Origin of the sequence: Terrabacter aeriphilus (assembly GCF_039542985.1) — a bacterium.
Taxonomy (GTDB): domain Bacteria; phylum Actinomycetota; class Actinomycetes; order Actinomycetales; family Dermatophilaceae; genus Terrabacter; species Terrabacter aeriphilus.
Window position 1 is genome coordinate 288,113 of the sequence record NZ_BAABIW010000009.1, and the last position, 18,882, is coordinate 306,994.

General features: G+C 73.0%; 14 protein-coding genes. 4 read left to right on the forward strand and 10 right to left on the reverse strand.

Annotation, left to right across the window (positions count from 1 at the left end; genetic code table 11):
* Window positions 1-40 precede the first annotated feature (40 nt).
* From mnhG to ABD979_RS06405, 8 genes are all read right to left on the reverse strand, one after another.
* Window positions 41-406, reverse strand: a complete 366-nt coding sequence (gene mnhG / locus ABD979_RS06370; RefSeq protein WP_345506608.1) for a monovalent cation/H(+) antiporter subunit G — start codon at window positions 404-406, stop codon at window positions 41-43.
* A complete protein-coding gene (locus ABD979_RS06375) occupies window positions 403-729 on the reverse strand; it encodes an MrpF/PhaF family protein (RefSeq protein WP_345506609.1) in 327 nt (108 codons plus the stop codon). Before ABD979_RS06375 ends, mnhG begins: the two co-directional genes overlap by 4 nt.
* A complete protein-coding gene (locus ABD979_RS06380; RefSeq protein ID WP_345506610.1) occupies window positions 726-1,349 on the reverse strand; it encodes a Na+/H+ antiporter subunit E in 624 nt (207 codons plus the stop codon). The genes ABD979_RS06375 and ABD979_RS06380 overlap by 4 nt, the downstream gene beginning before the upstream one ends.
* Complete coding sequence (locus ABD979_RS06385; RefSeq protein ID WP_345506611.1) at window positions 1,346-2,962, reverse strand: Na+/H+ antiporter subunit D; 1,617 nt, start codon at window positions 2,960-2,962, stop codon at window positions 1,346-1,348. Before ABD979_RS06385 ends, ABD979_RS06380 begins: the two co-directional genes overlap by 4 nt.
* Complete coding sequence (locus ABD979_RS06390; RefSeq protein ID WP_345506612.1) at window positions 2,959-3,450, reverse strand: Na(+)/H(+) antiporter subunit C; 492 nt, start codon at window positions 3,448-3,450, stop codon at window positions 2,959-2,961. The genes ABD979_RS06385 and ABD979_RS06390 overlap by 4 nt, the downstream gene beginning before the upstream one ends.
* Window positions 3,447-6,311, reverse strand: coding sequence for a Na+/H+ antiporter subunit A (locus tag ABD979_RS06395; RefSeq protein ID WP_345506613.1), 2,865 nt, complete (start codon window positions 6,309-6,311; stop codon window positions 3,447-3,449). Before ABD979_RS06395 ends, ABD979_RS06390 begins: the two co-directional genes overlap by 4 nt.
* Before the next feature lie 138 nt (window positions 6,312-6,449).
* Complete coding sequence (locus tag ABD979_RS06400) at window positions 6,450-9,089, reverse strand: immune inhibitor A domain-containing protein (RefSeq protein ID WP_345506614.1); 2,640 nt, start codon at window positions 9,087-9,089, stop codon at window positions 6,450-6,452.
* Between the two features lie 186 nt (window positions 9,090-9,275).
* Window positions 9,276-10,022, reverse strand: a complete 747-nt coding sequence (locus ABD979_RS06405) for a DUF6636 domain-containing protein (protein WP_345506615.1) — start codon at window positions 10,020-10,022, stop codon at window positions 9,276-9,278.
* A gap of 72 nt (window positions 10,023-10,094) precedes the next feature.
* On the opposite strand from ABD979_RS06405, the gene ABD979_RS06410 reads away from it, so the two are divergent.
* From ABD979_RS06410 to guaA, 3 genes are read left to right on the forward strand one after another with little or no spacing between them, the layout of a single operon-like run.
* Window positions 10,095-10,862 carry an SURF1 family protein gene (locus ABD979_RS06410; RefSeq protein WP_345506616.1) on the forward strand — a complete coding sequence of 256 codons (768 nt, stop codon included), beginning with the start codon at window positions 10,095-10,097 and terminating at the stop codon, window positions 10,860-10,862.
* A complete protein-coding gene (locus tag ABD979_RS06415; RefSeq protein ID WP_345506617.1) occupies window positions 10,859-11,242 on the forward strand; it encodes a DUF3817 domain-containing protein in 384 nt (127 codons plus the stop codon). The genes ABD979_RS06410 and ABD979_RS06415 overlap by 4 nt, the downstream gene beginning before the upstream one ends.
* A gap of 9 nt (window positions 11,243-11,251) precedes the next feature.
* On the forward strand, window positions 11,252-12,865 hold the full coding sequence (gene guaA / locus ABD979_RS06420) for a glutamine-hydrolyzing GMP synthase (RefSeq protein ID WP_345506618.1): 1,614 nt from the start codon (window positions 11,252-11,254) through the stop codon (window positions 12,863-12,865).
* A gap of 256 nt (window positions 12,866-13,121) precedes the next feature.
* On the opposite strand, the gene ABD979_RS06425 is transcribed toward guaA, so the two are convergent.
* Window positions 13,122-13,598, reverse strand: coding sequence for a hypothetical protein (locus ABD979_RS06425; protein ID WP_345506619.1), 477 nt, complete (start codon window positions 13,596-13,598; stop codon window positions 13,122-13,124).
* 187 nt (window positions 13,599-13,785) lie between these two features.
* On the opposite strand from ABD979_RS06425, the gene ABD979_RS06430 reads away from it, so the two are divergent.
* Window positions 13,786-16,401 (forward strand): asparagine synthase-related protein, encoded by a 2,616-nt coding sequence (locus ABD979_RS06430; protein ID WP_345506620.1) that lies wholly within the window; start codon window positions 13,786-13,788, stop codon window positions 16,399-16,401.
* 18 nt (window positions 16,402-16,419) lie between these two features.
* Here the strand turns inward: ABD979_RS06430 and ABD979_RS06435 are convergent, their stop codons facing one another.
* Entirely contained in the window at window positions 16,420-18,822 is a 2,403-nt protein-coding gene (locus tag ABD979_RS06435; protein ID WP_345506621.1) for a heavy metal translocating P-type ATPase, read from the reverse strand.
* Window positions 18,823-18,882 lie beyond the last annotated feature (60 nt).

Sequence of the window (18,882 nt, forward strand, 5' to 3'; positions counted from 1 at the left end):
GCCTCACACCATTTTTCGTCCGGCCCGGCGGTGGCGGGCGTCAGTGCGTCGGGTCCCAGCCGGAGCGGTCGAGCGCGTCGGAGAGCTCGTCGACCTCGAGGGTGTCCGTGTCGACGCAGCGGTTGCGGTAGGCGCCACGGCCGACGAGGTGCGCCGAGACCGGGCTGGTGAAGAACTGCGTGGCGGCCAGGAGCACGAGGGTCGTGACGGCGGCCCAGGTGCGCAGGGTCAGCGCGAGCCCGGTGAGGACGAGGATGAGGCCGAGGGTCTGCGGCTTCGTCGCCGCGTGCAGGCGCGAGAGCGTGTCGGGGAAGCGGAGCAGGCCGACCGCGCCGGCCAGGCAGAGGAAGGCGCCGAGCAGCAGGCACACGGCTCCCGCCACGTCGAGGACGGCTGACCACGTCATGACTGCTCCCACGACTCGGGCTGCTGGCGCGGCTCCGGGTGGTCGGGCACGAGCGCGTCGGCCTCGTCGGAGTCGCGGGACATGAAGCGCGTCACGGCCACGCCGCCGACGAAGCCGACGAGCCCGAGGATCATGAGCAGCGGCAGGTAGGTCGTCGTGCGCTGCCGCGCGGACTCGAGCGCCACCCCGGCGATGACGATGACCAGGAGGATCTCGGCGGCGACGATGCGGTCGAGGTTGCTCGGTCCGCGGAAGAGGCGCACGAGCACGAGGGCGGCGGCCACGCCGAGCATGGCGAGGGCGAGGCCGAGGACGACGGTCATGGGCGCTCCTCCGTCGGGGTGGTCGGGGCCGTGCGGGACGGCCAGGGGCCGTCGGTGTCGAGCGCGGCGATCTCCTCGCGCGAGCCCAGGGCTCGCACGACGCGGCGCTCGACGGCGAGCACGTGGGCGCGCTGGCGCTCGATCGTGCCCGGTCGCTCCACGTCGAGCAGGTGCAGGTAGAGCACCGAGGTCGAGCGCCGCGCGTCGACGACGACCGAGCCCGGCACGAGGGCGACGAGCTCGGCGGTCAGGGTGAGGTAGAAGTCCGACCGCGAGCGCAGCTGCACCCCGATGACGGCGTTGCGCGGACGTCGCCGGCCGAAGGCGAGCCGCATGACCTGCCACGAGGCGCCGACGAGGTCGACGAGGAACTGCCCGATGAGCAGGGCGACGCGGTGCGGCCGCAGGCGGCCGGAGTACTCGATCGACGGGAGCGGGAACGCGTACGTGACGAAGAGCCCGACGAGCAGGCCGTTGACGACGTTGCCCCACGTCACGCGGTCCCACAGCAGCACCCAGGCCAGCGCGATCGTCACGATCGCGCGCGGCTGGAACTCGCGCCGGCGCCGCCGGGGCGACTCCGGGCCCCGCGGGGCGGTGGCCAGGCGTGCCTCGCTCATCGGCGCACCTCCGGCGGGAGCACGCTCGTGACGTAGGGGTCGCGGTCCATGAGGTCGGTGGCCGCCCGCTGCGTGTAGGCGAAGAGCGGCCCGGCGACGAGGGTGATGAGCAGGCCCACGGCCGTCATCGCCGCGGTGGCCCCGAGCATCGTGCGGGGCAGGGCCCGGGGGCTCGTGTCGACGGCGACCGCGGTGGCGGGGTCGGTGGCCGGCTCGACGTCGAGCGTGCCGTCCTGCAGGCCGGCCACGGTCTCGGCCCCTCGGGGCGCGTCGGCGAGGGTGCGCCAGAAGGCCTGGCTCCAGACCTTGGCCAGGGCGTAGAGCGTCAGCAGGCTCGTGACGATCCCGCCGACGACGAGCAGCCACGCGAGGGGCGTGCCGACGGCGATGCCGGCGTGGAGCAGCCCGATCTTGGCGAGGAAGCCCGAGAGCGGGGGGATGCCGGAGAGGTTCATCGCCGAGACGAAGAAGAGCGTGGCGAGCACCGGCGACGCGACGGCCAGGCCCCCGAGCCGGTCGAGGGAGGTGGTGCCCCCGAGGCGCTCGACGAGGCCGGTGATGAGGAAGAGCGCGGTCTGGATCGTGATGTGGTGCGCGACGTAGAAGATCGCGCCGGCCGTGCCCTCCGGGGTCGCGAGCGCGATGCCGAAGATCATGTAGCCGATGTGGCTGACGAGCGTGAACGACAGGATCCTCTTCAGGCCCGACTGCGAGACCGCGCCGAGGATGCCGATGACCATCGTCAGCAGCGCGGCCCACATGAGCAGGCCCTGCAGCGGCGACTCGGGGAAGAGCAGCGTCTGCAGCCGGATGATCGCGTAGACGCCGACCTTCGTCAGCAGGCCGGCGAAGACCGCGGTGACCGGGGCCGGCGCCGTCGGGTAGCTGTCCGGCAACCACGCGGACATCGGGAAGACGGCGGCCTTGATCGCGAAGGCGGTGAGCAGGCAGAGCTGGAGGACGAGCGCGACGCCCGGTGCGAGGTCGCCGATGCGGATCGAGAGCTGGGCCATGTTGACGGTGCCCGTGGCCGCGTAGACGGCCGCGATGCCGACGAGGAAGAGCGCCGAGCTGAGCAGGCTGACGACGACGTAGGTCGTGCCCGCGTGGATGCGCGCGGCCGAACCGCCGAGCGTGATGAGCACGTAGGAGCTGAAGAGCAGGATCTCGAAGCCGACGAAGAGGTTGAAGAGGTCGCCGGCGAGGAAGGCGTTGGACACGCCCGCCGAGAGCACGAGGTAGGTCGGGTGGAAGATCGTGAGCGGCGTCTCGCTCTCGTTCTCGTCGTCGCTGTCGGCCTGGCCCTGCCCGATGGCGAAGACGAGCACGAGGAGCGTGACGATGGCCGAGACGAGGAGCATGAGGGCGCTCAGCCGGTCGGCGACGAGCGAGATGCCGAGCGGCTCCTGCCAGGCGCCGAGCCACAGCACCTGCGGTCCCGAGACGTCGGTCTGCCACACGAGCACGCCGGCGACGGCGACGACGGCCGCGAGCGCGGCGATGCTGACGCCGCGCTGGAGGCGCGGCGACCGGCGGAAGGCGAGCGCCAGGGCCGCGCCGAGGAGCGGCAGCAGCACCGGCAGCGGCACGAGGTCGGTCACGTGGAGGTTCACACGGTCTCCCTGCCGTCGCCGGCGGCGAGCTCGTCGGAGGTCGTCGTCGACGTCTCGGACGGGTCGTAGGTCGAGGACGTCTGGTCGTCGAGGGCGAGCCGCTGGATGCGGGCGTCCTCGGCGTCGTCGGGCACGTCGTCGGTGCCGGAGATCTGCCAGAGCCGGTAGGACAGGGCGAGCAGGAAGGCGATCGTCGCGAGCGAGATGACGATGGCCGTCAGGACCATGGCCTGCGGCAGCGGGTCGCTGATCGCGGCCGGGTCCTCGCCGACGAACGGCGCGCGCCCGGCCCTGCCGCTGACGACGAGGTAGAGCACGGCGACGCCGTTGCCGATGAGGACCATGCCGAGCAGCACCCGCACGAGGCTCCGGTCGAGGGCGAGCGCGGTGCCCGCCGCGACGAGTCCCGCCGTGACGAGCACGAGGGTGAGGTTGGGGGCCAGGGTCGGCTCGATGAGGGCCGGGGCGAGGGCCTGCAGCGTCGTCACGGGCGGGCCACCTCCCCGGCGACGGCCGCGTCGTCCTGCTCCTCGGCGATCTGGCGGTCGATGCCGGTGCCGAGGCTGCGCACGATGTCGAGCATCATGCCGACGACGATGAGGTAGACGCCGATGTCGAAGAAGAGCGAGGTCACGAGGTGCACCTCTCCCCACGGGGGGATCGTCACGTCGAGGGCGGCCGTCTCGAGGATCGTGCCGCCGAAGGCGAGGGGGGCGAGGGCCGAGCCGACGACGACGAGCAGCCCGATGCCGACGACGAGGCCGGCGTCGAAGGGGGCCGCCTCGTCGAGCTCGTAGCGCCCGCCCGCGAGGTAGCGCACGACGAGCGCGAGCCCGGCCACGAGGCCGCCGGCGAAGCCGCCGCCGGGCTGGTTGTGCCCGGCGAAGAGCAGGAAGAGCGAGGCGGCGAGCATGATGTGGAAGACGAGGCGCGTCACCACCTCGAAGATGACCGAGCGCTTCTCCTTGCGCATGGTGCGCCCGCCGAGGAGCCAGGTGCCGCGACCGGGGCTGCTCGAGGGCAGCGCCTTGGCCGTGGCCCGCGACAGTCGCGTGTTGCGGGTGCGCACGAAGATGAGGCTGGCGACACCGGTCGCGGCCGCGACGAGCACCGAGACCTCGCCGAGGGTGTCCCAGGCGCGGATGTCGACGAGCGTGACGTTGACGATGTTCTTGCCGTGGCCGAACGCATACGCCTCCGTGGGGAACCCGACCGACACGGGATCGGTGCGCCGGCCGCCCGACGCGACGAGGGCGATGGCCCCGACCGACGCACCGACCGCCACGCCGAGTGCGATCCGCCACGTGCGCGAGGGGGAGTGCGGGTGGCGCGTGAACTTCGTCGGCAGCCGCCGGAGGGCGAGCACGAAGACGACGAGCGAGACCGTCTCGACGAGCATCTGGGTGATCGCGAGGTCGGGCGCGCCGTGCAGGATGAAGAGGAGGGAGACGCCGTAGCCGGTCGCGCCGACGAGCATGACGGCCGTGAGACGGCGCCGGGTGACGAGCACGAGCACCGCGGCCGCCACGACGACGAGCCCGACGACGGCCTGGCCCGGGGTGTCCCAGAGGCGGACGTCGGGCAGCGAGCCCGCCCGCACCGCTGCGGCACCGGGGAGGGCGACGAAGACGAGCAGGATGGCCGCGAGGTAGATCGGCAGGGAGCCCCGCTGGGTGACGGCGGTCGTCTCGACGGCGCCCCGGTCGACCCACCGCAGCGTGCGGGCGAAGCCGCGCTCGCCGTCGACGAGGGCGGGCACGCGCGCCTGCGCCCGGCCCACCACGTCGCGACCGGCGAAGAGGGCGAGGCCCCCGGCCACGGAGACGAGCGAGAGCAGCAGCGGCACCGTGACGCCGTGCCACAGCGCGAGCGTCTGCGGGGGCGCCCCGACGGGGAACGACACGGCATACGGCAGCAGCCACGGCGACTCGAGCGGCGCGAGCAGGCCGAGCAGGAGGCACGAGACGCCGAGCACCAGCGGCGCGAGCACGAAGCCCGGGTGGGCGGCCTTGACGGGCGTCGGCGCGACCCCCGGCTTGGTCGCGAAGGCGCCCCAGAGGAAGCGGGCGGTGTAGGCGACCGTCAGGGCCGAGCCCGCGACGACGCCGGCCACGGCGAGCCAGCTCCACGGGGCGGGCAGGGGAGCCGAGGTGTGCACGTCCTCCCAGAGCGCCTCGAGCGCGCTCTCCTTGGACACGAAACCGGCGAGCGGGACGATGCCGGCCATCGACAGCCCGGCGAGCGTCGCCGGGATCGCGACCGGCAGCAGCCGCCGGCCGACGCCCGAGAGCTCGCGCAGGTCGCGGGTGCCGGTGCACTTGTCGACGACGCCGACGGTGAGGAAGAGGGTCGACTTGAAGAGCGCGTGGGCGATGACGAGGGCGAGCGCCGACAGCGCCGACGCCTTGGTGCCGAGGCCGGCGATGGCGACGATGAAGCCGAGCTGGCTCACGGTGCCGTAGGCGAGCAGCAGCTTGATGTCGTGCTGGCGCAGCGCCCGCCACCCGCCGACGAGCATCGTCAGCAGGCCGAGCCCGACGGTGAGCGCGTGCCACGCGGGGGCGCCGGCGAAGACCGGCGCGAGGAGCGCCACGAGGTAGATGCCGGCCTTGACCATCGCCGCGGCGTGCAGGTACGCGCTGACCGGGGTCGGGGCGGCCATCGCGCCGGGCAGCCAGAAGTGGAAGGGCACGAGGGCCGACTTCGAGAGCGCGCCGACGAGGAGGAGCACGACGGCCGCGACGGTCACGGCGTCGAGCGCCGGCGGGTCGGCGATGAGCTCGGCGATCGAGTACGTGTGGTGGACGCCGAGGGCGATGATCCCGACGAGCATCGCGAGGCCGCCGAAGGTCGTCACGATGAGCGCCTGCATGGCCGCGCGGCGGTTCGTCGAGCTCGCCGGGTTGTGCCCGATGAGGATGTAGGAGAAGACCGTCGTCAGCTCCCAGAACACGTAGAGCACGAGGAGGTTGTCGGTGAGGACGAGCCCGAGCATCGCGCCCGCGAAGGCCGTGAAGACCGACGTGAAGCGCCACAGGGTCGGGTCGCGGTCGGTGAAGTACCACGTGCAGTACAGCAGCACGAGGGCGCCGACACCGGTCACGAGCAGGCCGAGCACCCACGAGAGCGTCGTCAACCGGAAGTCGAGGTCGATGCCGAGACCGGGCACCCACGAGATCCGTTGCGTCGGGTAGGCGCCCGCCCGCACGTCGCCGGAGACGGAGACGAGCCACGCGAACGACGCCGCTGGGGCGAGGGCGAGCACCGGGAACGCCTTGGTGCGCAACGTCTTCGCGAGCCAGGGCGCGAGCGCGGCGGCAAGCAGGTGCAAGAGCAACAGTTGCGCCACGGCGGCCCCTCGGTCGTCGGGTCGGGCAGGTCAGGTCGTGAGGTCCAATCCTAAGGGCGTGACAGGGCCCCGCCGACCACGAGGGTCGACGGGGCCCTGTCGCGTGTGGGTCACCTCTCGAGGGTCACCGGGTGCGGGTCACCGCTTGGGGGTGACGAGCACCGTGAGCACGCCGCCCTTCTGGTGGGACTTGACGACCCGGATGACCGTGCCGGTCTTCGGGACGTCGACGGAGTACCAGCCGGGCTGGTAGCGGCCGGGGTGGGCACCCGTCGCGCCGTGGCGGTCCTGGTCGAACCACCACGTCTTCGTGTCGTCGAAGGCCGGGACGGCCTTCTTCGACGCGATCCGGCCCTTCGAGCCGTCGGCCGGGTTGTGCAGCGTGATCGCGTCGGTCTTCTCGAGGCCGAACGTCGAGTCGTAGCTGAGGATGCGGTTGCGCATCAGCGTGCCGTCCGACCAGTGGCTGAACTGCGGGTGCGCGTCGACGGGCAGCACGAGCCCCGAGCCCGGGTGGTCGCCGACGTTGTTGTCCGACTGCGAGCCGTCCCAGTAGTTGACGAGCATGCCGTTCTGGTAGCGGTAGGTCTCCACCCAGTCGGGCCGCTTCGGGAAGCCGAAGTTGTAGGCCGTCCGCAGCGACCGGTCGTAGCCGTCGTACTGCCGGTTCTCCGCGATGTACGCGTTGAAGAAGCCACGCTCGACGCGGCCGGTGCTGGCGCGGAACCCGCTGCCGTCGGCCGGGTCGAACGTCCAGCCGGTGTCGCTCTCGGCGCCGTCGAGCGGCTGGCCCGTCACGGTGATGGCGTCGACCTGCAGGCCCGGCGGCGGGGTGGCGACGCCGGGGTTGCCGACCTGCGCGGCGTCCATCTTGTAGCGGAGCTGCAGCTGCACGGTGCTACCCGCCCACGGCGTCAGGTCGGCCGTGAGGTCGGTCCAGTCGGCCTGGAGCCCCGTGAAGCCCTGGCCGAGGTTGTTGCCGTTGGGGTCGGTCGTGCGCGAGAGGTTGGTCGGCACCTGGGTCCACGTCGTGCCGCCGTCGCTCGAGACGCGCAGGTAGGCGTAGTCCCAGTCCTCCTCGATGTTGTAGCGCACCTTGGCGCTGAGGCCCACCGTGCCGGAGGGCAGCGCCACCGACTTCGTCATCGTCGTGTCGAGGTCGTCGGCCGCACCGCTGTAGTAGAGCTTCGACCCTTCGAAGGGGTCACCGAGCTCGAGCGGCACCTGCTTGTCGGGCAGGACGGTGAAGATCGCCTGCACCGTCCGCTTCTGCGCCGGCACGTTGGAGCCGAGGGCGTGCCACGATCGCTCGCCGGCGCGGGCCACGGCGTAGAACGGGCCCTTCTTGCCCTGCGGCTGGAGCCAGCCGAGCTGGAAGAGCTCGTAGGCACCGAGGTCGGTCGGGTTGTCGCCGATGCCGTCGCGGCCGCCGTCGCCGATGTTCGCGCCCGAGGACATCAGGCTCCAGAACGCCGTGTTGTTCTCGGCTCCGCCGGTGTTGCCGGACGTGTCGTAGAGGTCGGGCAGGCCGAGGTCGTGGCCGAACTCGTGGGCGAAGACGCCGAGACCGCCGTTCTCGGGCTGGACGGTGTAGTCGCCCACCCAGACGCCGGTCGGGTTGTTCGGCACGAGCGAGCTCGAGACGAGGCCGCTGTTGCTGCCGATGTCGACGCCCGCGCCGAGCGGGCCGCCGGCCTGCACGGCGGCGAAGGAGCGGTGGCTCCAGATGGCGTCGCTGCCCTGGTTCGGGTCGCCCGCGGCCTCGTCGCCACCGGCGTGCACGATCTGGAAGTGGTCGATGACGCCGTCGGGCTCGTCGAAGTTGCCGTCGCCGTCGATGTCGTAGCGGTCCTGCTGGTCGAACGTCTTGAGGTAGGCGCTGATCTGCTCCATCGTCTGGCCCGCGTCCAGACGGCCCTTGACCCAGACGGCGAGGGCGTCACGCACGAGCGCCGTCGAGGTGTTGCACACGATGCTGCCGCAGTAGTTGCGTCCGTAGAGCGCCTCGTTGAAGGGCACCTTGACCCACTCGGTGACCGCGCCCTCGACGGAGTAGCGGCCGGAGGACTGCCGCTCGTAGTACTTCGCCATGCGGTTGAAGTACATGTTCTCGTAGTGCGCCCTGGTGAAGTCCTTCTGCCACAGCGTCGAGTTGTCGACGCGACGGTTCGGGGCCGGGATCTCGTTGTGCCGCGGGCCGGTCACGTCGGTGGTGCTGCCGTCCGGCGGCGGGCCCTGGAAGATCGGGTTCGGGTACTGCTCGTCGCCGAACTCGACGAGCACGACGAAGATCTTGTCGGTGCCCTCGCGCTCGAGCTGGACGTACTGGCCCTTGTCGCCCTTGGTGTGGCCGCCCTTGCCGCCGCCCTTGGTGGAGCCGCTGGCGCTCGTGCTGCTGCGGGCGTTGGGGGCGGCGGTCGCCGCGTCCGCGGCCGCCGCGGCCGTGCCGCCGACCTTGACGACGGCGCCCTGGGCGGCGGGCTCGCCCCGGAGTCGGGCCTCGAGGGCCCGCTGGCGCAGGGCGTCCTGGCGCACCGCGAGCGGCGAGCGGAGGTTGTCGTCGGTGGAGCGCACGACCCCCTTGCCGCTTCCGGCCGCGGGGTGGACCCCGACGACGGGCACCGCGGAGGAGCCGCCGCCGGCGGCCGGGGCCGCGGATGGGGTGGAGGCGGCGAGGGCCGCGGGGACCGGGGACGCCGCGAAGGCTCCCACGGTCAGCGCCGAGGTGGCGACGAGGGCGAAGAGTCGACTGCGCCCGCCTAACGAGTGATGCGTCACGTGACCGTCCCTAACAGGTGTGAGTGGACCAGGGAGCTGCCGTGACGGGGATGACCCCGTGGCGACCGGCCCAGTCAAGTCCGCAGGGTGAGACTGGACCAGATCGACTGCAGATCGTTATCGTTTCGAGACCGTTGATACAGGCCTCACACAGCCTGTATGTCCTATGTGTGCCGCTTCGTCGGGTCAGAAGGTGACGAAGGTGTCGCGCGCGAGGAAGAAGCCGTGCCCCGCCGAGGTGTCGACGCAGGTCACCCCGAACTCCTCGCTGACGCAGCCCACCGGGCCTCCCGGCCGGGTGCGGGTGCCGTAGGCGAGCTTCGGCTCGGTGCCGGTGCGGATGGTGTCGGAGTTGCAGACCGGCACGGCGCCGTCGGGGCGCAGCTCGATCCGTCCGATGTCGCGGGGTCCACCCGCGGGGCAGATCGTCGGCAGCGGCGGGGCGATGCGGCCCTTGGCCACCTCGCAGGCGATGGAGCTGCCGGCGGCGCCTCCGCCCTGCACGCAGACGATGTTGCCGCTCGGGCTCTGGAAGCTCGGGGTGACGCCGGCGACCTTCGTCGTCCCCTCGACGCGCTTCCGCGCCTCCTCGAATGAGTGGGGTGCGCCGCGCTGTCGACCCACGGCGAGCGAGGTCGGCACCTCCGCCGGGGTGGCCCGTTCGGTCGGCACCGCCGAGGGGGTGGACGGGGTCGGGCTCCCCGTGCCGGCCACCCCGCCGCCGGGGGCGTCGACCTCGACCGTCACCGTGCGCGACGGGGTGTCGCCCCCGCCCGACCCGCACGCGCCCAGGGCGGGCGTCAGGGCGACGAGAGCGGCGACGGCGGCGAGCCTGCCCAGGCCGGCGAGCCTGCCAGGACGGCTGCGCGCGGTCCTCGTGGCGTGGGTCCGGGCGTTCGCGGGCACCGGCGGCGCGGGCAGCTGCTCGACCATGGGCGTCGAGTCTGGCACGGCCCCGGGGCCCCGGGCCAGCCTCCTCCGAGGCCGGTGACCTACCCTTGGCACGTGTTCCGGCGCCTGCTCACCCCCCGCTGGGTCGGCCTGCTCGCCGGCCTCGCGGTCGTCGTGGCCGCCTGCGTCCTCCTCGGGCTGTGGCAGCTCGGTGTGGCCCGTGACTCGGGTCGCCGTGACACGGTCGCCGCCGCCGGCACCCTCGAGCGGGCGCCGCTCCAGCAGGTGACCCGGGCGCACGCCGACTTCGCGGCGGACTTCTCGAACCGCCCCGTCACGGTGACCGGCACGTACGACGGCACCCGCAGCCTCGTCGTCGACGACCGCCGCCTCGACGGCCGGGTCGGCTCGTGGGTCGTGACGCCGCTGCTGACGGAGGGCGGCACCGTGCCCGTGCTGCGCGGCTTCGTCGACGGCACGCCGACGGTCGCCCCCGAACCGCCCTCCGGGGTCGTCACGGTCGCGGGAACGCTGGGCCCCGGCGAGTCGCCCCGCGACGGCGCCGACCTGCCGGCGCCCCAGGTGCGCTCCGTCGACCTCGCCGCGCTCGTCAACGAGTGGCCGGGTGACCTCTACAACGTGGTGGTGCTCGCCTCCGGCGAGTCGGAGGGGGCCGGCGCGGGCACCGCGCTGGTCACCCCGGGGCTGTCGCGGGTGCCACCGCCCGACGTCGCGACGCCCCTCAACCTGCGCAACGCGGCATACGCCATCCAGTGGTGGGTCTTCGGGATCTTCGCGATCTGGATGTGGTGGAAGATGTTCCGAGCAGAGCAGCAGGCCCAGACCGCGCCCGCCGCCCCGACAGAAGGTGTCACGACGTGAGCACGTATCCCCAGACCCTGGCGAAGCCGCAGCAGATCCGGTCGGCGCTGTCGGCCTACCGCGTGCTCGCGGTCGTCGCGGGCATCGCGCTCGTCGTGCTCGTGCTCGAGATGGTGATGAAGTACGGGCTCGACCAGACGAATGTGCTGACGCAGTACTGGAGCCCGGTCCACGGGATCATCTACATGGCGTATGCCGCGTCGGTCGCCAACCTCGGCATCAAGGCCGCGTGGGGCCCGGGCCGCATCGTCAAGAACCTCCTCGCCGGGTTCGTGCCGGTCGTGCCGTGGATCGCCGAGCGGCGCAACACCGCGGAGACGAACGCCCTCCTCACGCGGGCGTATGCCGCGGGTGACGGGAGCGCCCCCGACGGCCGATAGGCTGGTCGGGTGACCGACAGCGTGCCGACCGACCTGCCGACCGAGACGCCCACCGACCTGCAGGGACATCCCGTCCTCGTCGTCGACTTCGGTGCGCAGTACGCCCAGCTCATCGCCCGGCGCGTGCGGGAGGCCCAGGTCTACAGCGAGGTGGTGCCCCACTCGATGGCGGTGGCCGACATGCTGGCCAAGGAGCCGGCGGCCATCATCCTCTCCGGCGGCCCGAGCTCGGTCTACGACGACGGCGCGCCCCGGCTCGACCCCGCGCTGCTCGAGGCCGGCGTCCCGGTCTTCGGCATGTGCTATGGCTTCCAGTCGATGGCGCAGGCGCTCGGCGGGACGGTGGCGCGCACCGGTGCCCGCGAGTACGGCAAGACCGACGCGGCCATCAGCGACGTCGCGTCCACCCTCTTCGACGGCCAGCCGCCGAGCCAGACCGTCTGGATGTCGCACGGCGACTCGGTGAGCGCGGCTCCCGAGGGCTTCGCCGTGACGGCCTCGACGGCCGGCACCCCGGTCGCGGCCTTCGAGGACGACGAGCGCCGGCTCTACGGCGTGCAGTGGCACCCCGAGGTGCTCCACTCGGAGCAGGGCCAGCGGGTGCTCGAGAACTTCCTGTGGAAGGGCGCCCGGATCACGCCCGAGTGGACGCCCGGCCACGTCGTCGACGACCTCGTCGCGACGATCCGCGAGCAGGTCGGCGAGGACCGCGTGCTCTGCGCGCTCTCCGGCGGTGTCGACTCCTCGGTGGCGGCGGCCTTGGTGCAGAAGGCGATCGGCGACCAGCTGACGTGCGTCTTCGTCGACCACGGCCTGCTCCGCGAAGGGGAGGCCGAGCAGGTCGAGCAGGACTTCGTCCAGGCGACCGGCGTCGACCTCGTCGTCGTCGACGCGCGTGAGCGCTTCCTCGAGGCGCTCGCCGGAGTCACCGACCCCGAGGCCAAGCGCAAGATCATCGGTGAGCAGTTCATCCGCGTCTTCGAGCAGGCCGCGCGCGACGTCGTGCACGACCGCGGCGACGAGGAGCACCCCGTCAAGTGGCTCGTGCAGGGCACGCTCTACCCCGACGTCGTCGAGTCGGGCGGCGGCGAGGGCGCGGCCAACATCAAGAGCCACCACAACGTCGGCGGGCTGCCCGACGACCTCCAGTTCGCACTCATCGAGCCGCTGCGCACGCTCTTCAAGGACGAGGTGCGCCAGGTGGGCCTCGAGCTCGGCGTGCCCGAGGTCATCGTGTGGCGCCAGCCGTTCCCCGGCCCCGGTCTCGGCATCCGCATCATCGGTGCCGTCGACGCCGAGCGGCTCGCGATCCTGCGCCGCGCCGACGCGATCGCCCGCGAGGAGCTGACCCGCGCCGGCCTCGACCGCGACATCTGGCAGTGCCCCGTCGTGCTCCTCGCCGACGTGCGGTCGGTCGGGGTGCAGGGCGACGGCCGCACCTACGGCCACCCGGTCGTGCTGCGCCCCGTCGCGTCGGAGGACGCCATGACGGCCGACTGGGCCCGGGTGCCCTACGACGTGCTCGCCACCATCTCGACCCGCATCACGAACGAGGTCGAGGAGGTCAACCGGGTGGCCCTCGACGTCACGAGCAAGCCGCCGGGCACCATCGAGTGGGAGTGACCCCCACCCCCTGACCGTCGAAAGGCCACTCCTTGCGGCCCCCACCCGTCGAGTGGCCACCTCTTGCGGCCCCCCACCCGTCGAGTGGCCACCCTTTGCGGGTGCGTATGCGTCGAGTGGCCACTGTGCGCTGCTGGCCTCTCGACGCTCGAGGACCCGCGAAAGATGGCCTTCCGACGGTTGAGGACCCGCGAAAGGTGGCCCTTCGACGGTTGAGGACCCGCGAAAGGTGGCCTTTCGACGGTGGAGGCCCGGGTCAGCGGCCGGTGGCGGCGATGTAGACGGCCGCGTTGCCGTTCGGGTTGAGCAGCACGGCGGGGGCGAGGCAGCGCGCGGGCAGCGTCACCCTGGTGTCGATGACCGCGTTGCCGGCGGTGCTGAAGGGGACCGTCGCCGTCGGCTTGAGCGCCATGCCGTTGCAGGCCACCGTCGCCGAGACCAGGGGGAGGGGATTGATCCCCGTCGTCGGGATGACGAGGCCCTCGACCTCGACGCGGAGCCGACCGTCGGCGCGCAGTCGGGCCGTGCCCTCCGAGATGACCCAGGGGGCGCCGCCGCGGGTCAGCCCGAAGAGGGGCGGGTCCGCGAGCTGGCTGCCCTGCACGGACGCGCGGAGCACGTCGCCCCGGGAGGCGCCACCGTCGTCGGCGGACGCGCTCGACGAGGCGGCGAGGGCGCAGACGCCGATGACGGCTCCGGCGACGAACGCGGCGGTGCGGGAGATCGTGTGCATGTCAGGCTCCTGTCGGTCACGGACGGGGGAGTGGACCCCCACCCGAGGACGACGGCGCCGGCCCCACCGGTTCAGCCGGTTCGGCCGGTTCGGCCGGGCTTCGCGCGGTGTCCGCGCGTCGGAGCGGCGTCCGGCGCACCTCTTCCGTGGAACTAGGGTGGAACTCATGTGCGGAATCGCCGGACACGTGGGTGTCCCTGCCGACGAGGCCCTGATCGAGCGACTCCTCGGAGCGCACCCCGGGGCGGCCGCGGCAGCCACGGCCCACGACGGCGACGCGGGCCTGGGCGCCCGCGCCGCTCGTGACGACGGGGGTGTGGGCCGCCTCGCGACGAGCCGCGGCGGCCGGTTCACGCTGGCGCTCGACGGCGAGATCTACAACCGGGGCGCGCTGCGGGCCGACCTGGAGGTGCTGGGCCACGACTTCGGCATCGGCAGCGACGCCGAGGTGGTGCTCGCCGCCTTCACGGAGTGGGGCACCGACGGGCTCGACCGACTCGACGGCGCCTTCGCGCTCGTCGTGTGGGACCGCGACGCCCGCCGTATGACGCTCGTGCGTGACCACTTCGGGGTGCGGCCCCTCTACGTCGCGCCGGCCGGTGACGGGTGGCTCGTCGCGAGCGAGATCCGGGGCATCCTCGACAGCGGCCACCACGACCGCCGGCCCGACGACCGCACCATCTACCGCTACCTCCGCTTCCGGGTCCACGACGACGGCCCGGCGACGTTCTTCGCCGGCATCGAGCGCGTCGGCGCCGGGGAGGTCGTCACGATCGGGCCCGACGGCCTCCAGCGCCGCCCGTACACCCGGCTCCGGGAGGAGCTGGCCGAGCTGGCGCGCACGCCGCGGCCCTACTCCCGCGCCGTCGCCGACGAGTTCCGCGACCTGCTGACGGCGGCCGTGCGACGTCGCGTCCCCTCGACCGGTCGCGTCGGCACCGCGCTCTCCGGCGGCATCGACTCGGCCGCCGTCGCCGCCCTCGTCGACGCCGTCGAGCACGAGCCGGGCCGGCCCGACGCCGAGCCCACGCAGGACGCGTGGTCGGCGGTCTACCCCGGTTCGCGCAACGACGAGGTGGCGCACGTCGACGCCGTCCTCGCGTCCCTCGGCGACCACGTCGACGCCCACCGCATCGAGCCGACGCCGACCGAGTTCAAGAAGGACCTGCGCGACCTCGTGCGCACCCAGGAGGAGCCGCTCGTCTCGACGGGTGCCTACACGCAGTACCGCGTGCTGCGCGAGGCCGCCGACCGTGACGCCGTGGTGCTCGACGGGCACGGCGGTGACGAGACCCTCGCCGGCTTCGGCCCGCACCACCTCATCCACCTGCGCGAGCTGCGTTCCCGCAGTACGGCGCTCGCGGCGACCGAGCTCAGCCACTCGCTCGACGTGCTCTACCGGCGTGGCCGCCCCGCCATCGGCGACCGGCTGCACGGCCGCAAGGACGTGCCGGTCACCTCGCTGCTCGATGCCGACTTCGCACGCGCCCACAGCGACGAGGGCTACGCCGTCGAGACCTCCGGCCTGCGCGCGCGGCTGCTCGACGACGTCTTCACCGGCTCGCTGCCTGCCCGCCTGCGCTACACCGACAAGAACGCCCGTCGTTTCGGGGTGTCGGTCCGCACGCCCTTCGTCGACCGCGAGCTCGTCCGCTTCGTCTTCGGCCTCGGCGACGACGCGCTCGTCAAGGACGGCATGGGCAAGCGGGTCCTGCGCGACGCCATGCGAGGGCTGCTGCCCGACTCCGTCGTCGAGCGGCGCGACAAGGTGGGCGCCACGACGCCGCAGGGCGAGTGGTTCATGCGGCTCAAGAACCACATCTACGGCGAGTTCCTCTCCGAGTCGTTCGCCAACCGCCCCTACGTCGACCAGACCGCGGTGCTGCACGCCTTCGAGGGCTGGATCAAGGGCACGAACTCGATCGACTCGATGACGGTGTGGCGGCTGCTCAACCTCGAGCTGTGGCTCCAGGAGTTCTTCGACGAGCGCGAGCCCGACGACGACGTCGAGGTCGAGCACGTCAAGACCGACTACGAGCCGAACGCGCGCAAGCAGCTCGACCTCGTCACCGCGGACGGCACGACCGTGCGCCGCTACCCGCTGCGCACCGACCTCTTCGCCCGCGAGGACGACCTCGAGGCCAAGGCGCTCGGCTACGTCGACCGCTTCTTCGCCGGCCTGCCGACTGCCGGCGCGGACCACGCCGCGGCGACGGGCGGGCGGTGGTTCTTCTTCATCTCCGAGAAGATCGTCGCGATCAGCCAGGGTCGCTCGTTCTTCATCTGGGACATCAAGGTGGGTCGACCGGCCCGGGTCCTCTCGCGCTACGTGACGCGCACGCCCGCGGGCATCGGGCTCGGCTCACCCTTCACCATGCAGCTTGCCATCGAGGAGGCCGGGCTGCCCCGCGTCCTCCTCGCCTCGGCCGGCGGCGCGGTCGGGAAGGTCATCGGCCGCCGGGGACTCTTCTACGACCTCGTCGGTGGCGACATCCGCGCGATCGACGGCCCGACCGAGTACTCCGTCTACCCCGCGAACGTCTCGGCCAAGCTCGGCCCCAAGGACCCCGACGACGTGGCGGCCGCGCTGTCGCGGGCGATCCGTGCGCGGGTGCCCGAGGCCTACCGCGACACCTTCGGCGGCACCGTCGTCATGGACGCCAACGACATCGGCCGCAACGTGCTCGGCAAGGACGCGCCGGGCACCAAGGAGCGCTACGAGCTGATGTTCGCCGACAACCCGCTCGGCCAGGGATCGGAACAGACCCCGATGGCGATCGTCTTCGAGAAGCCTTCTGCCTGAAGGTGATTCGGTATGCCGTCAGTGTGACTCGTGCGCTGACGGCGCTGTCCCCGACGGAGCCGGGACGAGGGCGAAGGCGCCCTCCTCCTCCTGCTGGTTGTGCAGCCGGCACACGGCGTAGAGGCCGTAGAGCAGGCGCCGGAGCTCGGTGACGTCGTCGGCGGAGACCTCCGTCGGGACGTCTGCGGCTTCGGCGTCGTCGAGGCCCTCGAGGAGCCGGCGCAGCCGGGCGACCTGGTGCTCGATCTCGGCGTGCGTGCGGCTCATCGTCGTCGTTGCCGAGCTGCCGAGGGCGCGGGCCACGATGGGCATCAGCTCCTCCTCGTCGGCGCGCTCGTGCGGCACGAGCTCGTGCTCGAGCAGGTCGAGGAGGGCCCGCGCCGGCCGGAGGTCGCAGTCGTGCGTGCGCAGGTCGTCGGCGACGTCGCGCACCTGATCGACCACGGCCGCCGCGGCGTCGTGCGCGTGCCGCAGCCGCGCCGCCGTCGCCACGTCGCTCGGCGACATCGGCACCGAGTGCAGCCGCGTGGGCAGCAGGGCCCGCAGCGCGATCCCGATGGCGAGGACGTCGATGCCCTCCTGCAGCACGGCACCCGCCGCGGCCGGCAGCAGGCCGGCGGTCGCCACGAGCATCGCCACGAGCGAGAGCCCCATCCCGACGACGACCGCCTGCACGGCGATGCGCCGCGACCTGCGGGCGATGAGGATGGCATCCGCCACGATGTCCACCCGGTCGACCGACAGCACGACGTCAGCCGCCTCTGACGACGCCGTGGCGCCGCGCGCGGCGAGCGCGACGCCGACCCCTGCGGCGGCGAGGGCCGGTGCGTCGTTGACGCCGTCGCCGACCATGATCGTCCGGGCGGTCGCCGACTCCTCGTGCACGGCGGCGAGCTTCTGCGCGGGGTCGTGGTCGGCGAGCACGGCGTCGGTGCCGACGATCCTCCCGACGCTCTCGGCGACCTCCGCCCGGTCGCCGGTCAGCAGCACCGTGCGCCGGATGCCGGCGCGGCGGAGGGCCGCCACCATGCGGGGCGCGTCGGGGCGGATCGGGTCCTCGAGGAGGAAGGCACCCGCCGGCCGGCCGTCGACTGCGGCGAACACGGTGAGGCTCCCGTCGAGGGCGGCGCGCCGGTGCACGCGGCGCAGCCAGGCCGGGTCGCCGGTCCCGACGATCCACCCCGCCTTGCCCAGGCGCACCGCCACACCCCCGACACGTCCCTCGAGGCCGTGGCCGGGCACCTCGCGCACGTCGGTCGGCAGCTCGAGGGCGAGACCACGGCTGCGCGCGGCGCGCACGAGCGCGCTGGCGAGCGGGTGCGGCGAGACCTGGTCGAGGGAGGCGGCGAGGCGCACCAGCTCGTCGGACGACACGGCACACGACACGGCATACGGAATGGGTGAGGTTGCGGGGGAGACGGACTCGGCCCCTGGGGGCTCGGCGGCGAGCACGACCGACGTCACCTCCGGCCGGCCGCGCGTCAGCGTGCCCGTCTTGTCGAAGAGCACGACCTCGCCCGCGGCGAGCGCCTCGAGGGCGGCCCCGCCCTTGACCACGACGCCGATCCGCGACGCGCGCGAGAGGCCGGACATGATCGCGACGGGTGCCGCGAGCAGCAGCGGGCAGGGGGTCGCCACCACGAGCACCGCGACCGCGCGCTCGGGCGACCCGGCGATCGCCCACGCGACGGCGGCGACGACGAGCGTCAACGGCACGAAGAGCGCCGCGAAGCGGTCGGCCGTGCGCACGAAGGGCGACGACGCCGCCTGGGCCTGCTCGACGAGGCGCACGACGTGGGCGTAGGTCGACTCGTCGGCGGTCGAGGTCGCGACGAGGTCGACGGGGGCCGCCGCGTTGACGACGCCGCTGCGCACGTCGTCGCCGACGGGCCGGTCGACGGGCATGGGCTCGCCCGTCAGCGCGGACTCGTCGAACGTCCCCGCCGTGAGCGCCCGCGCGTCGACCGGCACTACCTCGCCGGTCCCCACGACGAGCACGTCGCCGACCGCGACCTGCTCGACCGGGACGCGGGTGACGCCATCGCGGTCGCGTCGCCGGGCCGTGCGCGGGGTGCGCTCGACGAGCAGGCGCAGCTCCCGGTCGGCGCGGGCGGACGCGCGCGCCTCGAGCAGGCGTCCGCTCGCCAGCATCACGGTGACCATGGCGCCGGCGAACTGCTCACCCACCCAGAGCGCGCCGCCGAGGGCGAGCACGGCGATGACGTCGACCGTGGCGCGCCGGTCGAGGAGCGAGCGCACGGTCCACAGCAGGGAGAGCGCCAGCCCGAGCACCGTGGCCACGGCCCAGGTGCCGCGGGAGAGCTCGTCGGCGCCACGGGCGGCGGCGATCGCGCCGCCGGCGAGCAGAGCCGTCGAGCCGAGGAAGAAGGCGGCCGGCGCGCGGCCGCGCCATCCGGTCACACCTTCATCGTCCGCCCACGCGCCTGCGTCGGCGGCCGATCGCGAGTGACCTCACACCCG